The 25669-nt window shown below is 40.8% G+C and carries 23 protein-coding genes and 7 tRNA genes; 19 read left to right on the top strand and 11 right to left on the bottom strand.

The window, feature by feature from the left end; all coding sequences use genetic code 11:
* Window positions 1–56: 56 nt before the first annotated feature.
* The gene (gene rluF, locus ACIPUA_RS10935) at window positions 57–932 is read left to right on the top strand and encodes a 23S rRNA pseudouridine(2604) synthase RluF (RefSeq protein WP_048607837.1); all 876 of its coding nucleotides are present in this window, start codon (window positions 57–59) and stop codon (window positions 930–932) included.
* Between the two features lie 143 nt (window positions 933–1075).
* Here the strand turns inward: rluF and ACIPUA_RS10930 are convergent, their stop codons facing one another.
* Window positions 1076–2212, bottom strand: coding sequence for a M4 family metallopeptidase (locus ACIPUA_RS10930; RefSeq protein ID WP_210855370.1), 1137 nt, complete (start codon window positions 2210–2212; stop codon window positions 1076–1078).
* Window positions 2213–2370: 158 nt separating this feature from the next.
* Entirely contained in the window at window positions 2371–3288 is a 918-nt protein-coding gene (gene hemF, locus ACIPUA_RS10925; protein ID WP_129466125.1) for an oxygen-dependent coproporphyrinogen oxidase, read from the bottom strand.
* Between the two features lie 136 nt (window positions 3289–3424).
* Between hemF and ACIPUA_RS10920 the strand changes: the two genes are divergently transcribed.
* From ACIPUA_RS10920 to cysM, 8 genes are all read left to right on the top strand, one after another.
* A complete protein-coding gene (locus tag ACIPUA_RS10920; protein WP_042844611.1) occupies window positions 3425–3856 on the top strand; it encodes a GNAT family acetyltransferase in 432 nt (143 codons plus the stop codon).
* 91 nt (window positions 3857–3947) lie between these two features.
* On the top strand, window positions 3948–4553 hold the full coding sequence (locus ACIPUA_RS10915) for an RpoE-regulated lipoprotein (protein ID WP_042844609.1): 606 nt from the start codon (window positions 3948–3950) through the stop codon (window positions 4551–4553).
* A gap of 240 nt (window positions 4554–4793) precedes the next feature.
* On the top strand, window positions 4794–5693 hold the full coding sequence (locus ACIPUA_RS10910; protein ID WP_449059662.1) for a Dyp-type peroxidase: 900 nt from the start codon (window positions 4794–4796) through the stop codon (window positions 5691–5693).
* Between the two features lie 334 nt (window positions 5694–6027).
* The gene (locus ACIPUA_RS10905) at window positions 6028–7050 is read left to right on the top strand and encodes a sulfate ABC transporter substrate-binding protein (protein ID WP_042844607.1); all 1023 of its coding nucleotides are present in this window, start codon (window positions 6028–6030) and stop codon (window positions 7048–7050) included.
* Entirely contained in the window at window positions 7050–7880 is an 831-nt protein-coding gene (gene cysT / locus ACIPUA_RS10900) for a sulfate/thiosulfate ABC transporter permease CysT (RefSeq protein WP_042844606.1), read from the top strand. Before ACIPUA_RS10905 ends, cysT begins: the two co-directional genes overlap by 1 nt.
* Entirely contained in the window at window positions 7880–8740 is an 861-nt protein-coding gene (gene cysW / locus ACIPUA_RS10895; RefSeq protein WP_042844605.1) for a sulfate/thiosulfate ABC transporter permease CysW, read from the top strand. Before cysT ends, cysW begins: the two co-directional genes overlap by 1 nt.
* 2 nt (window positions 8741–8742) lie before the next feature.
* Window positions 8743–9831 (top strand): sulfate/thiosulfate ABC transporter ATP-binding protein CysA, encoded by a 1089-nt coding sequence (cysA, locus tag ACIPUA_RS10890; protein WP_071548204.1) that lies wholly within the window; start codon window positions 8743–8745, stop codon window positions 9829–9831.
* A gap of 375 nt (window positions 9832–10206) precedes the next feature.
* Window positions 10207–11091: a cysteine synthase CysM gene (cysM, locus tag ACIPUA_RS10885; RefSeq protein WP_042844602.1), complete on the top strand. Its 885-nt coding sequence runs from the start codon at window positions 10207–10209 to the stop codon at window positions 11089–11091.
* Window positions 11092–11172: 81 nt separating this feature from the next.
* On the opposite strand, the gene crr is transcribed toward cysM, so the two are convergent.
* The 5 genes from crr to cysZ all read right to left on the bottom strand — a co-directional run bounded on the left by crr (window position 11173) and on the right by cysZ (window position 16174).
* A complete protein-coding gene (gene crr, locus ACIPUA_RS10880; RefSeq protein ID WP_004264878.1) occupies window positions 11173–11682 on the bottom strand; it encodes a PTS glucose transporter subunit IIA in 510 nt (169 codons plus the stop codon).
* A 48-nt stretch (window positions 11683–11730) separates the two neighbouring features.
* Window positions 11731–13458, bottom strand: coding sequence for a phosphoenolpyruvate-protein phosphotransferase PtsI (gene ptsI / locus ACIPUA_RS10875; RefSeq protein WP_042844601.1), 1728 nt, complete (start codon window positions 13456–13458; stop codon window positions 11731–11733).
* A 142-nt stretch (window positions 13459–13600) separates the two neighbouring features.
* Window positions 13601–13858, bottom strand: a complete 258-nt coding sequence (gene ptsH / locus ACIPUA_RS10870; RefSeq protein ID WP_004264876.1) for a phosphocarrier protein Hpr — start codon at window positions 13856–13858, stop codon at window positions 13601–13603.
* 353 nt (window positions 13859–14211) lie between these two features.
* On the bottom strand, window positions 14212–15165 hold the full coding sequence (gene cysK / locus ACIPUA_RS10865) for a cysteine synthase A (protein ID WP_048607831.1): 954 nt from the start codon (window positions 15163–15165) through the stop codon (window positions 14212–14214).
* A 244-nt stretch (window positions 15166–15409) separates the two neighbouring features.
* Window positions 15410–16174, bottom strand: coding sequence for a sulfate transporter CysZ (gene cysZ / locus ACIPUA_RS10860; RefSeq protein ID WP_042844599.1), 765 nt, complete (start codon window positions 16172–16174; stop codon window positions 15410–15412).
* A 218-nt stretch (window positions 16175–16392) separates the two neighbouring features.
* Between cysZ and zipA the strand changes: the two genes are divergently transcribed.
* From zipA to ACIPUA_RS10840, 4 genes are all read left to right on the top strand, one after another.
* Entirely contained in the window at window positions 16393–17388 is a 996-nt protein-coding gene (gene zipA, locus ACIPUA_RS10855; RefSeq protein ID WP_048607828.1) for a cell division protein ZipA, read from the top strand.
* Window positions 17389–17447: 59 nt separating this feature from the next.
* A complete protein-coding gene (ligA, locus tag ACIPUA_RS10850) occupies window positions 17448–19463 on the top strand; it encodes an NAD-dependent DNA ligase LigA (protein WP_048607826.1) in 2016 nt (671 codons plus the stop codon).
* 278 nt (window positions 19464–19741) lie between these two features.
* A complete protein-coding gene (locus tag ACIPUA_RS10845; RefSeq protein WP_042844596.1) occupies window positions 19742–20926 on the top strand; it encodes a NupC/NupG family nucleoside CNT transporter in 1185 nt (394 codons plus the stop codon).
* 133 nt (window positions 20927–21059) lie between these two features.
* Entirely contained in the window at window positions 21060–21275 is a 216-nt protein-coding gene (locus tag ACIPUA_RS10840) for a DUF3820 family protein (protein WP_042844595.1), read from the top strand.
* 10 nt (window positions 21276–21285) lie between these two features.
* On the opposite strand, the gene ACIPUA_RS10835 is transcribed toward ACIPUA_RS10840, so the two are convergent.
* Entirely contained in the window at window positions 21286–21702 is a 417-nt protein-coding gene (locus tag ACIPUA_RS10835; protein WP_042844593.1) for a MarR family winged helix-turn-helix transcriptional regulator, read from the bottom strand.
* A gap of 123 nt (window positions 21703–21825) precedes the next feature.
* On the opposite strand from ACIPUA_RS10835, the gene ACIPUA_RS10830 reads away from it, so the two are divergent.
* Window positions 21826–22578 (top strand): SDR family NAD(P)-dependent oxidoreductase, encoded by a 753-nt coding sequence (locus tag ACIPUA_RS10830; protein ID WP_129466120.1) that lies wholly within the window; start codon window positions 21826–21828, stop codon window positions 22576–22578.
* A 119-nt stretch (window positions 22579–22697) separates the two neighbouring features.
* On the opposite strand, the gene ACIPUA_RS10825 is transcribed toward ACIPUA_RS10830, so the two are convergent.
* The 3 genes from ACIPUA_RS10825 to gltX all read right to left on the bottom strand — a co-directional run bounded on the left by ACIPUA_RS10825 (window position 22698) and on the right by gltX (window position 24684).
* A tRNA-Ala gene (locus ACIPUA_RS10825) sits at window positions 22698–22773 on the bottom strand.
* Window positions 22774–22822: 49 nt separating this feature from the next.
* Window positions 22823–22898: transfer RNA gene (locus tag ACIPUA_RS10820), tRNA-Ala, on the bottom strand.
* Window positions 22899–23262: 364 nt separating this feature from the next.
* Window positions 23263–24684 carry a glutamate--tRNA ligase gene (gene gltX, locus ACIPUA_RS10815; RefSeq protein WP_042844589.1) on the bottom strand — a complete coding sequence of 474 codons (1422 nt, stop codon included), beginning with the start codon at window positions 24682–24684 and terminating at the stop codon, window positions 23263–23265.
* A 428-nt stretch (window positions 24685–25112) separates the two neighbouring features.
* Between gltX and ACIPUA_RS10810 the strand changes: the two genes are divergently transcribed.
* From ACIPUA_RS10810 to ACIPUA_RS10790, 5 genes are all read left to right on the top strand, one after another.
* Window positions 25113–25188: transfer RNA gene (locus tag ACIPUA_RS10810), tRNA-Val, on the top strand.
* A gap of 25 nt (window positions 25189–25213) precedes the next feature.
* A tRNA-Val gene (locus ACIPUA_RS10805) sits at window positions 25214–25289 on the top strand.
* A gap of 34 nt (window positions 25290–25323) precedes the next feature.
* Window positions 25324–25399 (top strand) — tRNA-Val (locus ACIPUA_RS10800).
* A 38-nt stretch (window positions 25400–25437) separates the two neighbouring features.
* Window positions 25438–25513: transfer RNA gene (locus ACIPUA_RS10795), tRNA-Lys, on the top strand.
* 34 nt (window positions 25514–25547) lie between these two features.
* Window positions 25548–25623 (top strand) — tRNA-Lys (locus tag ACIPUA_RS10790).
* The last annotated feature ends 46 nt before the right edge of the window (window positions 25624–25669 follow it).

The following is a 25669-nucleotide window of genomic DNA, read 5'->3' as shown; positions in this document are numbered from 1 at the left end:
ACACAACCAAAACTAACAACGATGGCGCGGTGGGGCACAAATGATTGAGGTAAATTATGGACACTCGTTCTTCTACACGTCTAAACAAATATATTAGTGAAAGTGGTATTTGTTCACGACGTGAAGCTGATCGTTATATTGAGCAAGGCAATGTCTTTATTAATGGTAAACGTGCAGCCATCGGTGACCAAGTTTTTGCAGGTGATGTGGTTAAAGTTAATGGCCAATTGATTGAACCGCGTAATGAAGATGATTTAGTATTAATTGCGTTGAATAAACCAGTGGGGATTGTCAGTACCACGGAAAGCGGCGAAAAAGACAATATTGTTGACTATGTTAACCATAGCACGCGAATTTTCCCTATTGGGCGTCTAGATAAAGACTCTCAAGGGCTGATTTTTTTGACTAATCACGGTGATCTGGTTAATAAAATTTTACGTGCCGGGAATTCTCACGAGAAAGAATATTTAGTTACGGTGAATAAACCCGTTACAGATGATTTTATTCGAGGCATGGGAGCCGGAGTCCCCATCTTAGGTACGATGACTAAGAAATGTAAGGTGAAAAAAGAAGCGCCTTTTGTGTTCCGTATTACCTTGGTGCAAGGTCTGAATCGTCAAATTAGGCGGATGTGTGAGCACTTTGGTTTTGAAGTGACTAAGCTTGAACGTATTCGTATTATGAATGTTCGGTTAACAGGGCTTCCAGTTGGAGAGTGGCGTGACTTAACAGCAGACGAACTGATTGAATTATTTGATATGATGGAAAAATCAGAATCGGATATTAAACCGAAAAAACAGGCAAAGACCCAAGCAACCAGTAAAAATGGTGGTGGAGCCAAACAAAATACAGGGAATAAGCCAAAGGCGAAACCTGAAAACCCTACACGTAAAAAATTTACCCAACCGGGTCGTAAAAAGAAAAAACGTTAACGTGCGGGTTTAGTTAAAAATCCTTTGCTTATAAGGCTGAACGATTAGGCATTTGAATTGCTTAACATCGGCCTTTATAGATGAAAATGACTAACTACTAAGAACAGCTATTTGGCATGGTGATGTCGCCATATGATAAAAGATTAGTGTTTATCGAATACTAATCCAACTTTTTCCCAGCTTTTTTGTGTTTGTGATGCGATTTGTTCACCAAATAATTTTTGGGCGTTACTCACAGTTGCTGTGGCAAATTGCTTGAAATCCGCCATTGAGGTAACAATAGGGTCTGATACTGCCGCTATCCATATTTTACCAGCAACATCCCATGTATATCCTCCTAGGCTAATTGCTAATAAATGAAAGGCTTTATTCGGGATACCTGAATTAATATGGACACCACCATTATCAATCCGCATAGGTAAATCTCGATATTGAGACATATGACCAACTTGTGGGTCAACATTTTTGTTATTCAATGCATAAGCAGTGCCTGGGGCACTCATGGAACGTAAGGCTGGGGCATTAATTTGGTCGATAAATAAATTTTCACCAATAAGCCAATTGGATTCACAAGCTGTCTCATTTTGTACAAATTGTTTGACCATAATGCCTAAAACATCAGCAACGGATTCATTTAGCGCACCAGATTGAAATGCATATCTAAAGTTAGCTTTTGAACTAATGAAACCATGGGCTAATTCATGGGCAATTATGTCAATGTCATTGTAAAAGGGGCCAAAGACTTTACCATCTCCGTCACCAAAGAAAATAGCCTGAGAATTCCAAAAGGCATTAGCGTAGTTTGTTCCATAATGAATAACCGCATTGATGTCTGCAGAACAGCCAAACATCTGGTCAATATCTAATTTCTCCTTAAAGAAAGCACGTACTTTCCCAATATAATCGAAGACATAGCCTGCCGGTGCTGAAGGGGCTTTATCATCACCTTCACTCATGATCACAGTATAATCATCATGTGGCATATGCTCATTAAGGGAAAGTTGGTCACGCTGGCAAATCGGTAAATCTGAGTGTCGATGGATCTTATAGGGAACAGGGCGCTGAGCATCTCGAATAAAGCGGCTGTAATTTTTAACAGGATCAATAGAACAAGCAGATAGGCTATTACGATGTAATTGTGCATCTTCATCTGAATAGATTCTGCTCATGACATCATTGATATGAATGAGTGTAGGGTTGAGCTTAGTCACTCCAGTTTCGGAGATTAAACTTGATATTAGACAAGGCGATAATAAGGAACGACCTAAAATTTGACTCATATTATAACTCCATTCTATTGGATGAAATGGAATCATAATTGTTTTTTTGTTTTATGTAACCTTTTGATATTTAACGAATTTGGTTAGATTTTGTTATATTTTATTAGAAAGGTAGAAATGGAATATTTCTACCTTAATGAATAAGCTTGTAACAGTAATTATTGGGTTAACCAGTCTTTACCGGGGACTAAAAATTCACTATAGAGAGTCGCTTCTGGGCTATTAGGCTCAGGATGATAGTCATATTCCCAACGCACCAGTGGTGGCATTGACATTAAAATAGACTCAGTTCGTCCACCGCTTTGTAAACCAAATAAGGTGCCTCTATCCCAAACTAAGTTAAACTCGACATAGCGACCACGACGATATAATTGAAACTGTCGTTCGCGTTCTCCCCACGAATGGCCACAGCGTTTTTCAACAATGGGTACATAAGCGTGTAAAAAACCATGTCCAACGGCTTGTGTGAAGTTAAAACAGTTATCGAAACCCCATTGATTGAGGTCATCAAAGAACAGGCCACCGACACCCCGAGGCTCATTACGATGTTTTAAAAAGAAGTATTCGTCACACCAATGTTTATATTTAGGATAAACATCATCGCCATAAGGTAAGCATAAATCGCGAGCTACAGTATGCCAGTGAATGACGTCTTCGTTAAAGGCATAAAAGGGGGTTAGATCAAACCCACCACCAAACCACCAAACAGGGGCTTCTCCCTCTTTTTCGGCGATAAAAAAGCGCACATTCGCGTGGGTAGTTGGGATATATGGGTTGAGTGGATGGATAACCAGAGAGACGCCCATAGCTTGGTAGCTACGACCTGCGAGTTCAGGGCGGTGTGCTGTGGCAGATGCAGGTAATTTTTCCCCCTGAATATGGGAGAAGTTGACCCCTGCTTGTTCGAATATAGCCCCATTAGTTAATACTCGGCTACGGCCCCCACCACCTTCAGAACGTTCCCATGTTTGTTCTAGAAAAGTTTCCTTACCATCTAGCTCAGTGATTTTTTGACAAATAGTATCTTGTAAGCTTTGCAAGAAAGCTTTTACACGACCGATATCTGGGTAATTCATTGTTTTCTAATAGAACCATAGATGAAAAATAATAACCAAAGTATACCCTTTTGTCGTAAAAAAGGCATATTGAATATTGATTGTGTGGCAAAAGCAGTGATAATGACAGAAAGATTAGTTTAAACGGGCAAATGTTATGGAAATACGCATCTTTCGCCAAAGTGATTATGAAGATGTACTGACGTTATGGGAACGTTGTTCTCTCAATGAGTTTTCGGGGGACCCTGAACTCGACATCGAACGTAAATTACAATGCGGTGCAGACTTATTCTTAGTCGCTGAGGTCGCAGGTGAGGTTGTTGGTACCATTATGGGCGGGTACGATGGTATCCGCGGCACAGCCGTTTACCTTGCTGTACATCCTGAATATCGTGCGCGCGGTATAGCAAATGCTTTAGTCAGCCGGCTAGAGAAAAAACTAATTGCCAGAGGGTGTGGCAGAATTGAACTTTTAGTGAGCGAAGAATCAGATGCCGCTATTTGTATGTTTGAAAAAATGCTTTATGAAGAAGAACAGTCTGAACGTTTGATTTATTCGAAAAAATTAACTCACGAAACGGATTTTTAGGTTAATTGACTATTTGTTTAATCATTCATGTGAATGTTTTGGCAAATAGGTTGTCACAATATGCATTATGCGACGGATTAAAGAGGATGATATGTCCCAACATGCAACTTTTAATAACAATAGCGGCTTAACGCCATTGTTGAAAATTACTCTGCTATGCGGAATAACACTATTGTCAGGTTGTGCTGGCACGAAAATTTTTTCGCCATCGACTTGGTTTAGTAGCCCACTAGTGATCTCTAGCTCAGGGGTTGGTCAAGTAACCAATTTTACCCGGATGCAAGCTGATACTATTAAAACGCAGCTTAATGACCGTTATAACATCCGTAGCGGAATGCAAATGGACAATGGTGATGTGGTCGCTATTTTCCAAGGCATTAATGATGACGAGGTAAAATTAGAGATAATGGGGCCTGAGCATGGCTATGTGTCGCGCATTACAGTCAATGACCCTGATATTGTTACCGAGTGGGGGCCAAAAGTTGGCACTGAATTTAGTGAAATATACCAAAAAGCATTTGGTGTATGTAGCCTTGGTGAGCGAATCAATGATGTACCAAGCATTGAATGTAATTCGCCACAATCAACAAAAGTTATTTACCGTTTTACGGGTAAATGGCAAGGGCCAGAAGGGATGATGCCTTCGGATAATGACCTTCAATCATGGACAATATCGCAGATAATTTGGCATAAGTAAGCTGATTTTAAGGTATATCGTCAGGTTTAGTTATACTGGCGATCCCCTCTTTTATTGAACCTCGTTATTGTACACAAATAAATTTCCCCTTTCTTAAATTTTCTTTCCTATAATAGGCATCGAAACCTATAAACCCTTGCGTTAAAACAAGGTGAAAAACATCACGATAAGATAGGATAATCATATCGTTTTATATAAAAAATAGGTTATATAACATACTCATTTTACGAGGTTTACCGTATGTCTCATTCTCAAAGTGGTATTTTGAAAGAAAATAGCCGTTTTGGTATTTTTATTGAAGCACAAGTGCAAGAAGGATCTCTGGATGAAGTTAAATCTGGATGTAAAGGCTTTGTCGATGCTTTGACCAAATTACAGGCGCAATATCCTGATGACCGTCTTGGTGCAGTAATTGCGTTTGGCTCTGATATTTGGCAGCAATTGGGGCATGCTCAGTGCGCACCTGAATTGAAACCATTCCATACATTAGGTAAGGGGCTTGCGCCTGCCACACAAAGAGATATGTTTATTCATATTCAATCTCTTCGCCACGATATTAATTTCTCTTTAGCGCAAGCGGCACTAAAAGTGTTTGGTAAATCTATTCATGTTGTTGAGGAAATTCATGGTTTCCGCTGGGTAGATGATAGGGACTTAAGCGGTTTTATTGATGGTACAGAAAATCCGCAAGGTGAAGAAATTGCGGAAGTGACATTAGTCGAACAAGGCGATGACAAGGGTGGTAGTTATGTTTTAGTTCAACGCTATGAACACGACTTAAGGAAATGGGATCGTTTTACTGAACATGAACAGGAAAAAATGATTGGCCGTACTAAACATGATAGCGTTGAGCTTGATGAAGATGTGCGTAATGTGACTTCGCATGTTTCACGAGTCGTGGTAGAAGAAGAGGGTGAAGAGCTATCCATCATGCGTCACAGCCTGCCGTATGGCACAGCAAGTGGTAAACATGGTTTATTCTTTGTCGCCTATTGTGCAAGGCTACACAATATTGAACAACAATTGCTTAGTATGTTTGGTGAAAAAGACGGTAAATACGATGATTTACTGCGTATGACGAAAGCCGTTTCAGGTAGTTATTACTATGCGCCTTCTCTTGAGAAACTACTCGCATTATAAATGACTGTTTGCCGCATGGATGCGGCGCTCTTTTGTTATCATGAATATGCTGATGCCCTGCCTAAGTGAATATCAATCTTTTCTCACCCCAAACGAATTAAGCCATCAACAACCGTAAATACGGTATATAGATTTGTCGATTTGGTTTATTCATGAAAACTATTCATTTCTTAACTCATTAAAATAAAACAGTATTTTTACTCTTATGTCGATATTTTCTTTGTTATTCTAATTTGATATATCAAAAGGTGATTGATAGCTACACAGTTATAACCAAAACAGATACAGTGTTTTTAATCTTAGTCGTTTTGGTTTAGTTATGAATGGGTGTGGAATGAAAAAATCATTTTTGAAAAAAACAGCATTAGCAAGCTTGGCGACGGCATCGTTATTCGGCAGCACGCCATTAATTGCCGCAGAACTCCTTAATAGCTCTTATGACATTGCCCGTGAGTTATTTGTGGCATTAAACCCTTCATTTGAAAAACAGTGGAATGAAGCACATCCAGACGACAAATTAACGATTAAACAATCCCACGCGGGCTCATCGAAGCAAGCGCTAGCAATATTGCAGGGGTTGAAAGCCGATGTTGTCACTTATAATCAAGTTACAGATGTGCAAATTTTGCACGATAAAGGCAAATTGATCCCTGCTGACTGGCAAGCTCGATTACCAAATAATAGTTCACCTTATTACTCCACAATGGCGTTTTTAGTGCGTAAAGGAAACCCTAAGGGAATTAAGACGTGGGATGATTTGGTACGTGAAGACGTAAAATTAATATTTCCAAACCCAAAAACATCTGGAAATGGCCGCTATACCTATCTTGCTGCATGGGGGGCTTTTAACCAAGAAAACAATGGTGACCAAGCAAAAACACGTGAGCAAATGAAGCAATTCCTAAAAAATGTCGAAGTATTCGACACTGGTGGCCGTGGTGCAACTACCTCTTTTATTGAAAGAGAGCTAGGTGATGTATTGATTAGCTTCGAATCAGAAGTGAACAACATTCGTAGTCAATATGGTGAGTCTGATTATGAAGTGATTGTACCACCAGTTGATATTTTGGCTGAATTTCCAGTGACTTGGGTTGATAAAAATGTACAAAAAAATGGTTCAGAAGATGTCGCTAAAGCTTATTTGAATTATTTATATAGCCCTCAAGCCCAAGAAATTATCACTAGCTTTAATTATCGCGTGAATGATAAAGCCGTAATGGAAGCGAATAAGGCTAAATTCCCAGAGACAAAACTTTTTACAGTTGAGTCTCAATTTGAAAGCTGGCCAAAAGTGATGGATGTGCATTTTGCAACAGGTGGCGAGTTTGACGAACTAATGGCTCAAGGGCGCCGTTAATGAGCCGTTCAGGAAAGCGCTTTCTACCAGGCTTTGGGCTGACATTAGGGAGCAGCTTATTTTATACCTGTTTGATTTTGCTGCTACCCATGAGTGCATTGGTAATACAACTGTCAGATATGACATGGCAGCAATATTGGGCGGTGATTAGTTACCCGCAAGTGGTTGCCGCCTACAAAGTAACTTTGTTGTCAGCGCTGGTTGCCAGTCTATTTAATGCCGTCTTTGGCCTATTATTAGCTTGGATTTTGACTCGCTATCGCTTTCCTGGACGTCTGTTTTTAGATGGTTTAGTTGATTTGCCTTTTGCATTACCTACCGCCGTCGCTGGTTTGACACTCGCGACATTGTTTGCAACTTCTGGTTGGTATGGTCAATACCTTCACCAGTTCGACATTAAAGTTGTGAATACATGGTTAGGAATTGCGGTAGCAATGGCGTTTACCAGTATCCCATTTGTAGTGCGTACCGTGCAGCCTGTTTTAGAAGAGTTAGGGCCTGAATATGAAGAAGCGGCGCAAACGCTCGGTGCTAGCCGCTGGCAAACATTTAGACGAGTCGTATTACCTGAACTTTCCCCAGCTCTTTTAGCGGGTACAGTGTTGTCTTTTACTCGTAGTTTGGGGGAATTTGGTGCCATTATCTTTATTGCAGGTAACATTGCTTGGCAAACAGAAGTAGTTTCATTAATGATTTTCAGTCAATTACAGCAATTTGATTACCCTGCGGCGAGTGCTGTCGCATCCGTTATTTTGGCGGTTTCATTGCTGCTTTTATTTAGTGTTAACTTAGTACAAAGCCGTTTTGGTAAACGATTAGGGGGCAAGTAATGGCACAAGTTACACCTATTCATGCTGCTAATCGTTCCCAAATCAACTGGGGGAAATGGTTATTAATAGCCATTGGTATTCTGTTCTCAGTTTTGCTATTGGTTATCCCAATTATTTGGATTTTTATTACAGCATTTCAAAAAGGCTTAGATACCGTTTTACTGAATTTAGCAGACCCTGACATGTTACATGCGATTGGGCTAACTGTGTTAATTGCCTTAATTACCGTACCTGTAAATTTGGTTTTTGGCACAATGATGGCATGGCTCGTCACGCGTTTTCATTTTCCAGGTCGGCAGTTACTGCTTACATTAGTTGATATCCCATTTGCGGTTTCCCCCGTCGTCGCAGGTTTATTGTATTTGTTGTTTTATGGTTCTAATAGCTGGTTTGGTGGTTGGCTTGAAGGGTTTGATATTCAAGTTATGTTTTCATGGCCTGGAATGGCTTTAGTGACGATTTTTGTGACTTGCCCATTTGTTGTGCGTGAATTGGTACCATTGATGTTAAGCCAAGGCAGCCAAGAAGATGAAGCCGCGGTATTGCTGGGGGCTTCAGGGTGGAAAATGTTTTGGCGAGTGACATTACCGAATATCCGTTGGGCGTTGCTATACGGTGTTGTACTGACCAATGCTCGGGCGATTGGGGAATTTGGTGCGGTATCCGTGGTTTCCGGTGCTATTCGTGGTGAGACCTATACCTTACCGTTACAAGTTGAATTATTACATCAGGATTATAACACTGTCGGTGCATTTACTGCCGCAGGGGTCCTCGCTGTAATGGCCATCATTACATTAATCCTTAAAAGCGCATTGCAATGGCATTTAAATCGTCAGCAGTCTGAATCAGGAGTCCATTGATCATGAGTATTGAAATTGAAAAAATCGGTAAGTTATTTGGGAAAACCCAAGTACTCAACGGTATTTCACTGGATATTGCATCGGGTGAGATGGTGGCGCTATTGGGGCCTTCTGGTTCAGGTAAAACAACGCTATTAAGGATAATCGCAGGGCTTGAGCAACAAAGTTACGGTACTTTGCGTTTCCACGGCCAAGATGTCAGTAAAATACATGCAAAGGATAGGCATGTAGGTTTTGTTTTTCAGCATTATGCATTATTTCGTCATATGACGGTATTTGATAATGTCGCTTTTGGCTTAACAGTTCTACCGCGTAAGCAGCGACCATCCACACAAGCTATCAAACAAAAAGCCATGCAACTATTGGAGATGGTGCAATTATCTCACTTGGCTTCCCGTTATCCTGCACAGCTCTCTGGTGGGCAAAAGCAACGTGTAGCTTTAGCACGTGCACTGGCGGTTGACCCGCAAATTTTATTGCTTGATGAGCCTTTTGGAGCTCTTGATGCGCAAGTTCGTGTTGAGCTACGCCGCTGGCTACGTCAATTACATGACGAGTTAAAATTTACTAGTGTGTTTGTCACTCATGATCAGGAAGAAGCCATGGAAGTGGCAGATAGGGTCGTCGTTATGAGTGAAGGGCATATTGAGCAGGTTGGGACGCCAAGTGCTATTTGGCAGAGCCCTGAGACTCGCTTTGTTCTTGAGTTTATGGGGGAAGTTAACCAAATCTCAGCACAAATCAGGGGGGCAATGCTCAATATCGGCGGTTATGAATTTTCGCTTAATCATAGCAGTGCTCATCAAGGAGAGGTCGATGTATTTCTTAGGCCTTGGGAAATATCATTACAACCTGAAGTGGATGAACAACACCGTTTACCTGTTAGGGTAACAGAATCTGGTCCAAGAGGTCATTTTTGGCAATTAACAGTTCAACCATTAGGGTGGGGAAATGACCCAATATCTGTTGTTTGGCAGTCCGCAGCAACAATACCGACACGGGGTGAACGTTACTTTTTAGGTAGCAAGCAGGTTAAAATTTACCAAGGAAACACGGAGTTATTATTTCCTCAATTAGCGGAAAGTGCATGAATATAAATTGTTATTGTTGATAGCATTTATATAAATAGATAATAAATGCTATTTATTTTTATGACATCTTAAGTATCTCTCTTTTCTGTTGTTGGGCTATTTATGAATAGTATTTAGCCCAACAATCACGTCGATTTTCTTGTAATTCATTGATATTTATATGTATTATTTTGTTTTTTCTGTTAAATATAACTGGTAATCATATAAACTTATAGTAATATATTATATCAATTAGCTATATCAATAATGGTAATAAAGATAATCTATTTTTCTAATATTAATGTGAATAGATTTCATTTTTCACGCGCTAATATTGGAGTAATATCTTATTTCTATTTGCTCCTATCTATAAATAAAAATTATAAGGATGGTAAAGTGTCAACTCTGGAACAGTTTATCGGTAATACACCTTTAGTAAAACTTCAGCGCTTGGTTCAAGGGGTTAATGCTGAAATTTGGGTTAAGCTAGAAGGTAATAACCCTGCGGGTTCAGTGAAAGATAGGGCTGCCTATTCGATGATCAAAGAAGCTGAAGAACGAGGGGAAATTAAACCTGGGGATACGCTTATTGAAGCGACGAGCGGCAATACAGGGATAGCACTAGCGATGATAGCTGCACTAAAAGGCTATAAACTAAAATTACTGATGCCAGATAACATGAGTAAAGAGCGCCAAGCATCTATGCAAGCGTATGGTGCGGAGCTTATTTTAGTGAGTACCGCAGTGGGAATGGAAGGTGCTCGAGATCTCGCTAAAGAAATGGCGCTCAGGGGGGAAGGGACTGTATTAGACCAATTTAATAACCCAGATAACCCATTAGCTCATTTTAAAACAACCGGCCCAGAAATTTGGCGGCAGACACAGGGGAGGGTCACCCATTTTGTCTCTAGCATGGGAACAACAGGGACTATCACAGGGGTCAGCCGTTATTTAAAATCCCAATCAACCGATGTACAGATTGTTGGGTTGCAGCCCGCAGAAAAAAGCCAAATCCCAGGGATCAGACGTTGGTCGCCGGGGTATCTTCCCGGTATTTTTGATGATTCATTAGTTGACAGTGTATTAGATATCAACCAACAAGAAGCCGAAGAAACCATGAGGGCTTTGGCAAAAATTGAGGGGATATTCTGTGGTGTCAGTTCTGGTGGAGCAGTAGCAGGGGCTTTAAAAGTAGCAAAAGAGAACCCAGGTGCGGTGATTGTTGCGGTAATTTGTGACCGAGGAGACCGTTATTTATCGACTGGGGTATTTAACCAGTAAGGTTAACTCAGGCTAAGAACGAGTAAAGCCATCAGGCAAGGGCCTGACGGCTTTGTCTAGCGAATAGAGCGGATAGCTAGGCTATTTCTTTATACGCATGATAACTGTTTCACCAACGGTCACTGAACCCGTTAGTTTATTCAGTTCTTTAATTTCATCCATGTTAGAAATAACAACAGGAGTGAGAACCGATTTGGCTTTTTCTTCTAGCAGTGCTAAATCGAATTCGATGATTAAATCACCTTTCTTGACGGTTTGGCCTTCTTCAGCGATACGTTTGAAACCTTCGCCTTTGAGTTCAACTGTATCAATTCCGAAGTGAACAAATAGCTCTATACCATCATCTGATTCAATAGAAAATGCATGGTTAGTTTCAAAGATTTTACCAATTGTACCATCTACAGGAGCGACAATTTTATTCCCTGCTGGTTTAATCGCAATACCATCACCAACAATCTTTTCTGCGAATACAACATCTGGAACATCTTCAATATTGACAATCTCACCAGATAAAGGGGCGATAATTTCAATACTACCACTGCTACTTTTGTCTTCCGAAACGAGTGATTTCAGTTTGTCAAACAGACCCATGGACCTTCTCCTAATCGTTTTATATGGGACCGAACTAATGTGCTGTTCCTAGCATAACGTTTTTTCTTGGATAAAGGTATCTACAAGTTTCATCAATTCATCTGCTGTTGGTTGAGCAAGTGCTTGTTCAGCCAGAGCCTGAGTATCAACAAAGTTCGCATTGCGAATTAATTTTTTGATACGTGGAATTGATATTGCGCTCATACTAAATTCATCCAGCCCCATGCCAAGTAGCAATAAGGTTGCACGCTCATCTCCTGCGAGTTCCCCGCACATCCCTGTCCATTTACCTTCTGCATGTGATGCATCAATCACTTGCTTAATTAAGTTTAGGACAGCTGGTGACATTGGGTTGTAAAGATGAGAAATCAGTTCATTACCACGGTCAACCGCTAAAGTGTATTGAGTTAGATCGTTCGTCCCAATACTAAAGAAATCAACTTCTTTTGCCAAATGACGAGCAATAACTGCTGCTGCTGGTGTTTCCACCATAACACCAACTTCAATTGCTTCATCAAAGGCTTTGCCTTCTTCGCGTAATTGAGCTTTTAGTATCTCAAGTTCTGCTTTTAGTTCACGAACTTCTTCAACGGAAATGACCATTGGGAACATAATACGCAGTTTACCAAATTTAGACGCTCTTAAAATAGCTCTTAATTGTGAGTGTAGAATTTCTTTGCGGTCAAGACAAATACGAATTGCACGCCAACCAAGGAAAGGGTTTTCTTCTTTTGGCAAATTCATATACGGCAGGTCTTTATCACCACCAATATCCATTGTACGAACAATAACAGCTTGGCTGCCCATTGACTCTGCAACGGCTTTATATGCTTGGAATTGTTCTTCTTCGCTTGGGAATGAATCCCTATCCATAAATAAAAATTCGGTACGATAGAGGCCAACACCTTCTGCACCATTACGTTCAGCCCCTGCGACATCACGTACAGTACCAATATTTGCACAGACTTCAACTTGATGTCCATCAAGTGTGATTGCTGGCAAATCTTTTAATTTTGCGAGCTCTTCTTTTTCTTGCAGATATTCATCACGGAAAGCTTTTAACTTATCAACTTCAGCTTCTGATGGGTTTAAGTAGATAGTGTTATTTACACCATCTAATACGATAAAATCACCATTTTTAATTTTACTGGTTGCATCACTCGTGCCGACAATAGCAGGCAACTCAAGAGAACGAGCCATAATTGAGGTGTGTGATGTACGACCACCTAAATCGGTGATAAAACCCAGAACTTTATCTAAGTTCAGTTGTGCGGTTTCGGAAGGCGTTAAATCAGCAGCAACCAAAATCACTTCTTTGTCGATAGCGCTTAAATCAACAATTGGAATATTTAAAATATTTTTTAGTAGGCGCTTACCGATATCGCGTACATCGGCAGCACGTTCTTTCAGATACTCATCATCTAGGGACTCAAGTGCTTGGGCTTGGTCTTCAATAACGGAATAGGCGGCAGCATCAGCCGTTTTTTTGTCGCCTTTAATCAAAGAGATTATTTCTTGTTCAAGCTCTTCATCTTCTAGCAGCATAATATGACCTTCAAAAATCTCAGCTTTTTCGGCTCCAAGATTTTTTTCGGCTTTCTCTTTAATTAAAGTGAGTTGTTCGGCTGATTTGTTACGACCCTCAATAAAGCGTGCAATTTCTTTATCTGCCTGATCGTCAGCAATCTTTTTTGTGCTAACAACGATAGGATCTTCTTTGAGGATTAAAGCCTGACCAAAAGCAAAACCCGGGGATACTAAAATTCCTGAAATCATAATATTACCTTACTGCTGCTAGTGCTAGGAGTTCTGATATTGCAGAGACCGCTATGGTTATACCGATTATATAAATATCCCCGAATGATATCATTCAGGGACAGCGAATGAGATCGGTAAGACGTTTCTCTTGCGTGCGAAATTATTCTAATTCGCCCATCAGTTTAACTAAATGTTCAACGGCTTCTTTCTCATCTTCACCTTCAGCGGAAATGGTGACCACTGTACCTTGAGTTAAACCCAAAGTTTGTAATTTGAACAGGCTTTTTGCGCTAGCGGATTTGCCGCCAGAAATCAAAGAAATATCAGAAGAGAATGCTTTTGCTTCTTTCACAAATTGAGCTGCAGGACGAGTATGTAGACCATTTGGTGCCGTAATAGTGACTTCTTGCTGGAACATAGTATTTCCTCAATAACTTTAGTTTTTTTAATTACCCAGCCTATTGTAGATGAAATAGACTAGGTTTGCGTATAGTTAGATTATTAACTTGCAAAAAGGTTTCCTACTTTGTGCGGTATCAACCCTTTTTCAGTTTTTGCCTCTGAAGTTATGTTTTTTTAGCCACTTTGCAACTACCAGATGTTTGCGGTGGAGGTGACTAAAAAGTGATTAATTTCGAGGTGCAAAATAATTACTATGTTTAATACTAAACCCCGAATTAGAAATCATCTCCATCCGTGCTAAACTTTGATCTGCACCACAAAAAAAGCACCTTTAAGGTGCTTTTTTAACGAATTTGCAACGAAATTATGTTAGTCAGCAGAAATGTCAGCAAACAGAACAGTTGATAAATAACGCTCACCTGATGAAGGTAAAATTACGACTATATTTTTGCCTTTATATGCAGGGTCTGCAGCAATTTTTGTTGCGGCTGCGATGGCAGCGCCTGATGAAATACCCGCAAGGATACCTTCTTTTTCCATTAATTCACGGGCTGTTTTAACTGCCTCATCATCACTGATTTGAATGACTTTATCGAGTAGTTTTAGGTCTAAGTTACCGGGGATGAAACCAGCACCAATACCTTGAATTTTATGAGGCCCTGGCTTAATTTCTTCACCTGCCAATGCTTGGGTGATAACTGGGGAAGTTTCAGGCTCAACAGCAACGATGGTAACTTCTTTGCCTTTGGTATTTTTTAGATACTTTGCAATCCCTGTGATAGTACCGCCTGTTCCGACGCCCGCAACGACGACATCAACATTACCGTCGGTATCTTCCCAAATTTCAGGGCCGGTTGTTTTTTCGTGAATTTCAGGGTTGGCAGGGTTGTTAAATTGCTGAAGTAAAAGGTACTTTTTAGGGTTACTATTGACAATTTCTTCAGCTTTAGCAATGGCGCCTTTCATGCCTTTTGCACCCTCAGTAAGGACAAGGTTAGCCCCTAAGGCTTTGAGCAATTTACGGCGCTCGATACTCATGGTTTCTGGCATTGTAAGGGTCAATTTATACCCCCTAGCCGCGGCAACATAAGCAAGAGCAATCCCAGTATTACCACTCGTTGGTTCCACTAACTCTTTATCTTTATTTAGGATACCTTTTTTCTCCGCATCCCAAATCATGTTAGCGCCAATACGGCACTTTACACTGAAACTTGGGTTGCGTGATTCCACTTTTGCTAAAATATTACCATTACCAAAATGCTTTAAACGCACAAGAGGAGTGTGTCCAATGGTCAACGAATTATCTTCATAGATTTTGCTCATGGGATATCCTTAAAAATCGGTTAGCGAGTAAAATTGTGTCACTCAGTCAAGACAAAAAATAATATGAATTCAACATACGTGAACAACGAATTAATGCAAATATGATTTGAATATAAGCTTATAACAAAATGCTATTTTAGATCTAATTGTTCTAAGAATGAAATTAAAGCAAAAAATTGATGGTGTGAATGTGTGTGTTGGCATGCGCAGGCGATGAAGCCTGCGCTTATCGGTTAGAAAATACTTAGTAACGGGCGTAACGTCCGCGATACCTATCAACCCACATGAGTGTCGCGCCGCAGACAGCAACAGGCATGATGACTAAATTTACGAAAGGTAGCATCATGAGTAAACTGATGACGCCACCAAATTGAATATTTCTCATGCGTTCTTTCGCAAGCGCTTGTTTCATTTCACTAAAGCCAACGCGATGGTTATCAAATGGGTAATCACAATATTGAATTGACATCATCCAAGCCCCAAATAGGAACCACAAAACAGGTGCTATGGTTTGGCCAATACCCGGAATAAAAAATAAAATCAATAAACCAAGTGCGCGGGGTAAATAATAACCAATACGCACAAACTCACGTTTTATCATGCGTGGAACATCTTTTAGTAGTTCCGCCATTCCTGTGTCAGGAGCGGGTTTCCCTGTCAGTTCGGCTTCTAGTTTTTCAGATAACCAACCATTAAATGGGGCTGCAATAATATTTGCAATGGTACTGAAAAAATAGGTAAAAACTAATAAGATAGAAATCACCGCTAATGGAAAAAACACATAATCAAGCCATTGTAGCCAACTCGGAATATAACTCATCACTTGGTCTATCCAGCCGCCAAGCTTAGTGTATAACCACCAAAAAGCACCTCCTAAGAAAATAATATTTGCTAATAAGGGCAAAATGACAAAGCGTTTAATACCAGGACGTGTAACTAGTCGCCACCCTTGTGTAAAATAATAAAAGCCAGAATGGTCTTTTTGTGGCGAAAATGTCGATTGGGTCATACTTCTTGTTCTCTCCTTTTCGGTTGACTATGTATCATATAGGTATGAAACTAGGCTGACTAGCCATTATTTGCTTAAAAAAGCAGCAAACGAAAGCGGAATATTCTCTTTCTTGTAAGAAAATCGTTCTGAGGGTTGCACTTAGAGCAATTGAGAAATAATCTTAAGGTAGTTTCCGCCGTGTTGGCATAATCATTCATCAACTAGAGATAACAGCGATGCAGGATTTGCGTCTGATATTAGTGGTCGTAGGTGCGATAGCCATTGTCGCTTTATTACTGCATGGTTTATGGACCAGCCGTAAAGAGCGGTCAACGTTATTTCGCGACAGACCGGTAAAACGTCGAAAAAGCGAAACGCAGGATAAATCATCTGAGTATGATGATTCTGTATTATTTACTGAGGACAAACCCACTCAGCAGGGGGCGATTCAACCCGCAGTAGCAGACCCACTTGATTCAGCAAAAAATGAATCTCAAGTTGAGCCAAACATACGGCCAGTAGCTCCGGTTGAGCCTGAACCTAAATTGGCGGCGGCTTCTGAACATCTGGCTAATGAAGAACCTGTGGTGGCTGTACGCACTGAACCCTCTCATGCTCCAGAGCAATTGACTATCAATATGAATGATGAGTCAGTTACTGAGCCACAAGTTAGCACCCAACCTGTGCGGCCTACTGCGATTGAGCCACACATTGATTCAAATAACCTGAAAGAAGAGCCACAGTCGATACAACATGAACAAACAACGGCGAACACTGAAACGAAAGCTGAGCCGCAGGAAGATTCTGCTACAACAAATAGCAAGGAGACAGTTTTGGTACTTCATGTAGCAGCTCATCATGGGCAAGAGCTACAAGGTGAAGTATTATTGCAAAGCATCCTTCAAGCAGGGTTCCAGTTTGGTGAAATGAAAATATTCCACCGTCATGTCAACCCGTCGGGTACTGGGCCTGTATTATTTAGTTTAGCCAATATGGTTAAACCAGGTTCCTTTGATCCTGAAACGATGTCTGATTTCACAACTCCGGGTGTTTCCATGTTTATGATGGTGCCATCTTATGGTGATGCAGGGCAGAATTTCAAATTGATGTTACAAGCCGCTCAGCGTATCGCATCCGATGCGGGTGGTGTTGTGCTTGATGATGAGCGCAAGATGCTCACACCTCAAAAAATAGAGGTGTACCACGCGCGGATCAGAAGCACGTTAAACTAAATAATCGTTTTATAAAGGCCCCCTTAACTGGGGGTTTTTTATCTTTAATGAGTGTGATCATGACTACCAAGCAAGAAATAGACCAATTAAAAAAACAGTTACGTCATCATGAATATCAGTACCATGTATTAGACGCACCCGAAATTCCAGATGTTGAATACGATAAACTTATGCAACGTCTGAAAAGTATAGAAGAGGCGCATCCAGAGCTTATTACGAGTGATTCGCCAACTCAGCGGGTTGGTGCTGCGCCTTTATCGGCGTTTGAAACGGTTCGCCATGAAATTCCAATGCTGTCATTAGATAATGTTTTTGATGAAGCGAGTTATTTAGCTTTTGATAAACGTGTTAGAGACCGCTTAAAAAACCATGAAGAGCTTACATTCTGTTGCGAATTAAAGCTTGATGGGCTAGCAGTTAGTTTATTGTATGAAAATGGTGAGCTAGTACAGGCTGCGACGCGTGGAGATGGGACGGTTGGTGAAAATATTACTGCCAACGTACGGACCATTCGAGCTATCCCCTTGCGTTTGACTGGGGATAATATCCCAGATCGAGTGGAGATCCGTGGTGAAGTCTTTATGCCACAAAAAGGGTTTGAAGCATTGAATGAAGAAGCGCGTAGGACAGATGGCAAAGTATTCGCAAATCCGCGTAATGCCGCAGCGGGCTCTTTACGTCAACTTGACCCACGCATTACAGCGAAAAGGCCATTAACTTTCTATTGCTATGGTGTTGGGGTTGTTGAGGGAGAAACATTACCTGATACTCATTATGGGCGTTTGATGCAGTTTAAAGCGTGGGGTTTGCCTGTTAGTGACTATGTTCAATTGTGTGTTGGCTCGCAAGCTGTATTAGATTTTTATCGCGAAATAGAACAAGCTCGACCAAGTCTTGGTTTTGACATCGATGGCGTCGTTATCAAGGTCAACTCAATTGCTATTCAAGAGGAATTAGGCTTTGTTTCACGAGCGCCACGTTGGGCTACGGCATTTAAATTTCCAGCTCAGGAACAAATAACTCAATTGAAAGACGTTGAGTTCCAAGTCGGGCGTACTGGGGCTATTACGCCCGTTGCGCGTCTTGAACCTGTGCAAGTTGCCGGGGTGATCGTGAGCAATGCGACGCTACATAATGCCGATGAAATTGAACGTCTTGGGGTTCACATTGGTGATACCGTTATTATCCGCCGTGCAGGGGATGTGATCCCGCAAATTGTCAGTGTCGTGGTTGAAAAACGTCCTGTTAATAGCCGTGAAATCGTGTTTCCAACCCATTGCCCTGTTTGTGGCTCTGATATTGAACGCATTGAAGGCGAAGCCGTAGCGCGTTGTACTGGGGGGTTGATTTGTGGCGCACAGCGCAAAGAGGCTTTAAAACACTTTGTTTCTCGTCGTGCCATGGATGTTGATGGCATGGGGGATAAAATTATCGATCAACTGGTTGAAAAAGAATATGTCAAAACGCCAGCTGACCTTTATCAATTGAGTGCAGGTATTTTAACTGGTTTAGACCGTATGGGGCCTAAATCAGCTCAAAACTTAGTCACTGCACTAGAAAAATCGAAACAAACAACACTGGCACGTTTTATTTATGCATTAGGTATTCGCGAAGTTGGAGAAGCTACTGCGGCTAATCTTGCAGCGCATTATGCAACATTAGAAGCGGTAATGTGTGCAGACGAAGAGTCACTGAAAACTGTTCAAGATATCGGTCATGTGGTGGCGAAACATGTCGTGAATTTCTTCCGCGAAGAACATAACCAAGCCGTTATTAACGACCTGATTACTAAGGCTAATATTCACTGGCCAGAAGTGAAGGTCGTGAACAGTGCTGAAATTGATAGTCCATTTGCTGGCAAAACAGTGGTATTAACTGGGTCAATGAGTGTATTAACCCGCGATGAAGCAAAAGACAAGCTGGTCGCTTTAGGTGCAAAGGTGGCTGGAAGTGTTTCTAAGAAAACGGATATGGTGATTGCAGGGGAAGCGGCAGGTTCTAAATTAGTGAAAGCGAATGAGTTGGGTATTCAGGTTATAGATGAAAATGAGTTAATACGTTTGCTGAATATTTAATGGTGAACTATATTCAATCTAATTTTGTTGCTTACAAGGTGGTAAGCAACAAAATAATACTTAGGTCGTTGTAAGCCTTAACTTAAATTTTCATTAAGATTTCTGTGCAAAAAAAAGTGATTACAGGGTTTTGTCATAGTTGAAACGTGACCGCCTTCTTCTTTTTGCAAAATACACCTAGTAAGCTTTCATATTAATGTGACCACCGTCTCATTTAAATGTTGTCTATTACATAGAATATGCACATAGACTGATTCTTAAATTTGTTGGAGTCGCATATGACCTCGATCCTGCATTTCGTTTTATCCTTAGTAGTAATTGCTGCTCTTGCAATTTTAGCAAGTAGTAACCGTAGCGCGATCCGCCCCCGCTATGTTATTCAACTCCTTGTTATTCAAATTGCGTTGGCTTACCTTTTCTTAAAATCTAATATCGGCGAATCTTTTGTAATGGGTGTAGCAGGGGTGTTTACTCACTTGCTAGGCTATGCAGCGGAAGGGACGAAATTTATTTTTGGCGGCATGATTGAGGGCAATTTAGCGTTCTTTTTCTTACAAGTCTTGTGTCCAATCATCTTTATTTCTGCATTAATTGGTATTTTACAACACGTCAAAATTTTACCTATCGTGATCCGCATTATCGGTACTGTATTATCGAAAGTGAACGGTATGGGGAAATTAGAGTCATTTAACGCAGTAAGCTCATTATTGTTAGGGCAGTCAGAGAACTTTATCGCGTATAAAGACCAACTCAATAGAATGTCAGAGCGCAGAATGTACACCATGGCGGCAACCGCAATGTCTACTGTATCAATGTCTATCGTTGGTGCTTATATGACCATGTTGGAACCTCGCTTTGTGGTCGCGGCATTAGTGCTTAATATGTTTGGTACTTTCGTTGTTTTATCATTAATTAACCCGTACCCACCAGAAGGTGAAGAAGACATCCAAATGAGCAATTTGCATGAAGGGCAAAGCTTTTTTGAAATGTTAGGCGAATATATCCTTGCTGGGTTTAAAGTCGCAATTATAGTATCAGCTATGTTGATTGGTTTTATTGCCCTAATTGCGATGGTTAATGGTATTTTCTCTGCAGTATTCGGCGTTGATTTCCAAACGATGTTAGGTTACGTGTTTTATCCATTTGCTTGGGTCCTTGGTATTCCTGCGGATGAAGCTTTACAAGTTGGCGGCATCATGGCAGTTAAGATGGTCACGAATGAGTTTGTCGCAATGGATGGCTTACAAGCGATTGCTGGTGGCTTATCAGAACGTTCTGTCGGTATCTTATCGGTGTTCTTAGTCTCTTTTGCTAACTTTTCATCTATCGGTATTATTGCTGGTGCAATTAAAGGGTTAGATGAAAAACAAGGTAATACAGTAGCACGCTTTGGTTTGAAACTATTATACGGTTCAACATTAGTGAGCTTCCTATCGGCAGCTGTTGTTGGCTTAGTTTTGTAATCAATAAAAAAGTGTTAAATTGGCAAAACGGCGTTCAAATGAGCGCCGTTTTGCTTTCATATAAAAAAGAAAACTGTTAAAAGAACAGATAAAACGCAGTCAAAGACACAACACTAAAAATGTAAGAGAACAAATGGAAAAACAAGATCTCATCGACATAGCAAATACCTATATGCCGTTTGGTAAGTACAAGGGGCGTGTGCTAATAGATTTGCCAGAGGAATATTTACTTTGGTTCTATAAGAAAGGAGAGTTCCCTGCGGGGCGTTTAGGGCAATTAATGGAAATGACCTTAGGGTTAAAAATTGAAGGGCTTGAAGGCCTTGTGAAGCCACTTAAACGCAGTTAAGCAGCTAAGGCTATTTGTGGCTTAGGGAATCAGTAATTTTCTTACTCAAATTAATAAACAGTTCTTGCTCTTGTTGAGTTAATACTGTTTTAACCTTTAAGGCATTTTCAGCACGGCCAGTGGCTGCACGTTGTAAGAAATCATGCCCTTTTCTTGTTAAGTGGGTGATCAGTTCCCGCTTATCTTCTTCAGATTGATACTGTTCAACAAAATCATAGGATTTTAGGACTCGAAGAAATTTCGATAAATTTTGGCGGGAAAGTCCAAGGGATTGGCTTAATTGGCTCGGCGTCAAATCACCTTTAAGCCTTAATATTTCTAGTACATCATATTGGCCCCAAGTTATTTGCTCGGGGGTAAAGCTCGCTCTGCGAGCCACTAATGTACATTGTAATAATGAAAGCGCATCTTCAAGAGCATCTGACATAAAAAATGTTCCTTAATATTCAATCACTCAAGTATACATTGACTTTTTAGATAAAACGATACATTGATTAACTAAAGTTAATTGTTTATAGTTAACTTTAGTTAATCATAATTGAGGTACATCATGGGGAAATTTAACGACCGAATAGCGCTTATAACGGGCGCATCAACAGGCGTTGGCTTTGGTATTGCTCAGAAATTACATTCCCTCGGAGCGACTGTTGTTATAACAGGGCGCAATCAGCTTACATTAACACAAGCTGCGAAAGAAATAGATCCAACGGGTCAACGCATCAGCACTATCAAAATGGATGTTGCAAATGCGCAAGATTTCAAAGCAACGATTGAAAAAATTGAGCAGCAGTACGGTGCTTTGCATTATCTGGTGAATAATGCGGGTATCACTGGCCCACATGGTGTCAATGTAGAGGATTACCCATTAAAGGCTTGGCATGATGTGGTTGCAACAGATATCACGGGGACGTTCCATGGTTTAAAATATAGCATCCCTAGTATTTTGCGTAGTGGAGGCGGAGCGATTGTCAATTTATCTGCTTGTAATGGGGTGACAGGGATCGCAGGGATTGCACCTTATACGGCGGCAAAACATGCAGTGTTAGGGCTTACGCGCTCTGTGGCGTTAGAGAATGCGCAAAAAGGTATTCGTATTAATGCTGTTGGCCCAGGTTATGTACAAACGCCTAATATTGAGAGGTTACCGCAAGCAACTCAGGAATGGATGTCTTCAACACACCCAATGGGCAGGATGGCGACAAGGGAAGAAATTGCTAATGTGGTCGCCTTTTTATTATCAGATGAAAGCAGCTTTATGACAGGCGCATTTATTCCTATTGATGGCGGTTATACAGCACAATAATGTAGTAAGTATTAAATATAGTGGAGTGCAAATGAGGTAAAAGTAAATTGATGTTTTACGACATTAATGAAAAAACAAGCGATGTTAGTAAGAAGAAACGAGTAATCAGAGGAAATTATTGGTGGAGCTAAGCGGGATCGAACCGCTGACCTCTTGCATGCCATGCAAGCGCTCTCCCAGCTGAGCTATAGCCCCAATAGAATAATTTTGATGTTGTATTAATGCCACCTAACAGGGAATTAGATGGTGGAGCTAAGCGGGATCGAACCGCTGACCTCTTGCATGCCATGCAAGCGCTCTCCCAGCTGAGCTATAGCCCCAAATACAATTCTTTTGGACGTTGGGATGATATTCAAGGCTAGGGGGAGTGTCAATCAAATAATGGTGTTTTGACACTGACTGCTTAAATATAAAGCAAACATCAGTTAATTCAAATGATTGAAGTGGCTAATTGGCACGGTTAGGTTGCAGTTATGATTTAAAGCGCTTGATGAGATAGGCTGCTTTTCCTTATTTCCGCTAGGCTAATTTTTTATTTAAGAGCTTTGAGCGTAATGGTAGAGCACCTAGATTAAATTGATTGGTATGGGTGGGTTAAGTCATTTTTTATATGACATGAATACATATCTAAATAAAAGCCCCATGCCTAATAAATAACATGGAGCTTTTAAACTTTAGTTTTTATTATTGTGCGCTTGCTTCGCGTTCACTAATAAAGGAGAGTGCTTTGTCAATACGAGCGATAGAGCGTGCTTGGCCAATTGCATGAACAGTAACATCAAGGCCTGGTGATTGGCCTGCACCTGTTACAGCGACACGTAAAGGCATTCCCACTTTCCCCATACCGACTTCAAGTTGCTCAGCGGTAGCTTCAATCGCTTTATGGACATTTTCAGCATTCCAGTCGGTGATTGCAGCCAGTTTGTCTTTAACTACTTCTAATGGTTGACGAGCGACAGGGCGTAGGTGTTTTTTCGCCGCATCAGCATCAAACTCTTCAAAATCTTGATAGAAATAATGACAAGATTCGGCCATTTCTTTTAGGGTCTTGCAACGTTCACCCAATAGCTTAATTAAATCAACTAACTGAGGACCTGTACTCGTGTCGATATTTTGCTGTTCAATATGCCATGCAAGGTAAGTCGCTACTTCTTCAGCAGGTAGTGTGTTGATATAGTGATGGTTTAACCACAGCAGTTTATCTGTATTAAACGCACTTGCTGATTTGCTGATCGCATCTAGAGTAAAATACTCTTTCATTTCATCAACAGTAAAAATTTCTTGATCCCCATGGGACCAACCTAGGCGAACTAAGTAATTTAATAGTGCTTGAGGTAAATAACCATCATCACGATATTGCATAACACTTACTGCACCATGGCGTTTTGATAATTTTTTACCGTCATCACCTAAAATCATTGAAACGTGTGCATATTCTGGAACTGGTGCACCTAATGCTTTTAGGATGTTGATTTGGCGAGGCGTGTTATTGATATGGTCTTCACCGCGGATCACGTGAGTGATTTCCATATCCCAGTCATCAATAACTACACAGAAGTTATAAGTTGGTGAACCATCTGTACGGCGAATGATTAAATCATCGAGTTCTTGGTTGCTAAATTCAATTGGCCCACGAATCCTATCATCAAAAATTACAGAACCCTCTTGTGGGTTACGGAAACGAACAACGTGAGGTTCATCAGGAGTGTGGTTATGAGCGTGATCACGGCAGCAACCGTCATAGCGAGGTTTTTCATTGTTTGCCATTTGCTGTTCACGTAACGCTTCTAAACGCTCTTTTGAGCAGTAACAGCGATATGCAGTACCTGCATCTAACATTTGGTCAATGACAGCATTGTATCGGTCGAAACGCTTAGTTTGATAATAAGGACCCTCATCCCAATTTAAATTCAACCAGTTCATACCGTCCATAATGGCATCGATAGCTTCCTGAGTTGAGCGTTCTAAGTCGGTGTCTTCAATACGCAGGACAAATTCGCCCTGATTGTGGCGACTAAATAACCAGGAATACAGAGCAGTACGAGCACCACCAACGTGTAAATAGCCAGTTGGGCTAGGTGCAAAACGGGTTTTGATTTTACTCATCGAGATTGCCTTAATTGCAAAACATTGTTTTTGAATTGCTTATTTGCTCGCTAGCCAATCGAAGAACTGAAACAAGACATCATTAAATAGGGTTTGTGCAGGACGTTCTGGCTAGTGATATTTATAAGCATTGCTAAAATGTGACTCTATTCTATCATCCTGTAGTGATTCCTCAATCAAGTTATCAAAATAGAAGGAAAGAAAATGATTATTTTGCCGATAAAAATAAAAATAAATGTGGAGGAAAACAATTTTCACTTTTTTGAGCGATAAAATAAGGGTGAAATATATAGGTAATTGATTAAAAAGGCAGCTTTTATGGCGAATATTGAAACATCTTGATTATTTTTGCAACGAACGAAAAAAATCTATTGAAAAATCGTTGACTCAGAACTCAGTATCCCTATAATGCACCTCCATCGACGACGGGGCGATTAGCTCAGTTGGTAGAGCACCTCCCTTACAAGGAGGGGGTCAGTGGTTCGAGCCCGCTATCGCCCACCACCGTTGACGATGAAAATAAATAATTGGGCGATTAGCTCAGTTGGTAGAGCACCTCCCTTACAAGGAGGGGGTCAGTGGTTCGAGCCCGCTATCGCCCACCAATTATTTATGAAAATGTGGAATAAGTCATGAAGTGGGCGATTAGCTCAGTTGGTAGAGCACCTCCCTTACAAGGAGGGGGTCAGTGGTTCGAGCCCGCTATCGCCCACCACTTCATTTGTTACTCGCATTAAAAATACGAAATTAGATGGGTCGTTAGCTCAGTCGGTAGAGCAGTTGACTTTTAATCAATTGGTCGCAGGTTCGAATCCTGCACGACCCACCATCTAAAAGAAACAAACAATTCAAGCAGTTCAGATGGGTCGTTAGCTCAGTCGGTAGAGCAGTTGACTTTTAATCAATTGGTCGCAGGTTCGAATCCTGCACGACCCACCATCTAAAGAAACAAACAATTCAAGCAATTCAGATGGGTCGTTAGCTC

Source organism: Providencia sp. AGC89 (assembly GCF_053543535.1).
This window is presented reverse-complemented; position numbering and strand designations above follow the sequence as displayed.

Coding starts and splice junctions, on each gene's coding strand:
- rluF (WP_048607837.1), top strand. CDS start 57: ATGGACACTCGTTCTTCTACACGTCTAAACAAATATATTAGTGAAAGT.
- ACIPUA_RS10930 (WP_210855370.1), bottom strand. CDS start 2,212: ATGAGTCAAATTTTAGGTCGTTCCTTATTATCGCCTTGTCTAATATCA.
- hemF (WP_129466125.1), bottom strand. CDS start 3,288: ATGAATTACCCAGATATCGGTCGTGTAAAAGCTTTCTTGCAAAGCTTA.
- ACIPUA_RS10920 (WP_042844611.1), top strand. CDS start 3,425: ATGGAAATACGCATCTTTCGCCAAAGTGATTATGAAGATGTACTGACG.
- ACIPUA_RS10915 (WP_042844609.1), top strand. CDS start 3,948: ATGTCCCAACATGCAACTTTTAATAACAATAGCGGCTTAACGCCATTG.
- ACIPUA_RS10910 (WP_449059662.1), top strand. CDS start 4,794: ATGTCTCATTCTCAAAGTGGTATTTTGAAAGAAAATAGCCGTTTTGGT.
- ACIPUA_RS10905 (WP_042844607.1), top strand. CDS start 6,028: ATGAAAAAATCATTTTTGAAAAAAACAGCATTAGCAAGCTTGGCGACG.
- cysT (WP_042844606.1), top strand. CDS start 7,050: ATGAGCCGTTCAGGAAAGCGCTTTCTACCAGGCTTTGGGCTGACATTA.
- cysW (WP_042844605.1), top strand. CDS start 7,880: ATGGCACAAGTTACACCTATTCATGCTGCTAATCGTTCCCAAATCAAC.
- cysA (WP_071548204.1), top strand. CDS start 8,743: ATGAGTATTGAAATTGAAAAAATCGGTAAGTTATTTGGGAAAACCCAA.
- crr (WP_004264878.1), bottom strand. CDS start 11,682: ATGGGTCTGTTTGACAAACTGAAATCACTCGTTTCGGAAGACAAAAGT.
- ptsI (WP_042844601.1), bottom strand. CDS start 13,458: ATGATTTCAGGAATTTTAGTATCCCCGGGTTTTGCTTTTGGTCAGGCT.
- ptsH (WP_004264876.1), bottom strand. CDS start 13,858: ATGTTCCAGCAAGAAGTCACTATTACGGCACCAAATGGTCTACATACT.
- cysK (WP_048607831.1), bottom strand. CDS start 15,165: ATGAGCAAAATCTATGAAGATAATTCGTTGACCATTGGACACACTCCT.
- cysZ (WP_042844599.1), bottom strand. CDS start 16,174: ATGACCCAATCGACATTTTCGCCACAAAAAGACCATTCTGGCTTTTAT.
- zipA (WP_048607828.1), top strand. CDS start 16,393: ATGCAGGATTTGCGTCTGATATTAGTGGTCGTAGGTGCGATAGCCATT.
- ligA (WP_048607826.1), top strand. CDS start 17,448: ATGACTACCAAGCAAGAAATAGACCAATTAAAAAAACAGTTACGTCAT.
- ACIPUA_RS10845 (WP_042844596.1), top strand. CDS start 19,742: ATGACCTCGATCCTGCATTTCGTTTTATCCTTAGTAGTAATTGCTGCT.
- ACIPUA_RS10840 (WP_042844595.1), top strand. CDS start 21,060: ATGGAAAAACAAGATCTCATCGACATAGCAAATACCTATATGCCGTTT.
- ACIPUA_RS10835 (WP_042844593.1), bottom strand. CDS start 21,702: ATGTCAGATGCTCTTGAAGATGCGCTTTCATTATTACAATGTACATTA.
- ACIPUA_RS10830 (WP_129466120.1), top strand. CDS start 21,826: ATGGGGAAATTTAACGACCGAATAGCGCTTATAACGGGCGCATCAACA.
- gltX (WP_042844589.1), bottom strand. CDS start 24,684: ATGAGTAAAATCAAAACCCGTTTTGCACCTAGCCCAACTGGCTATTTA.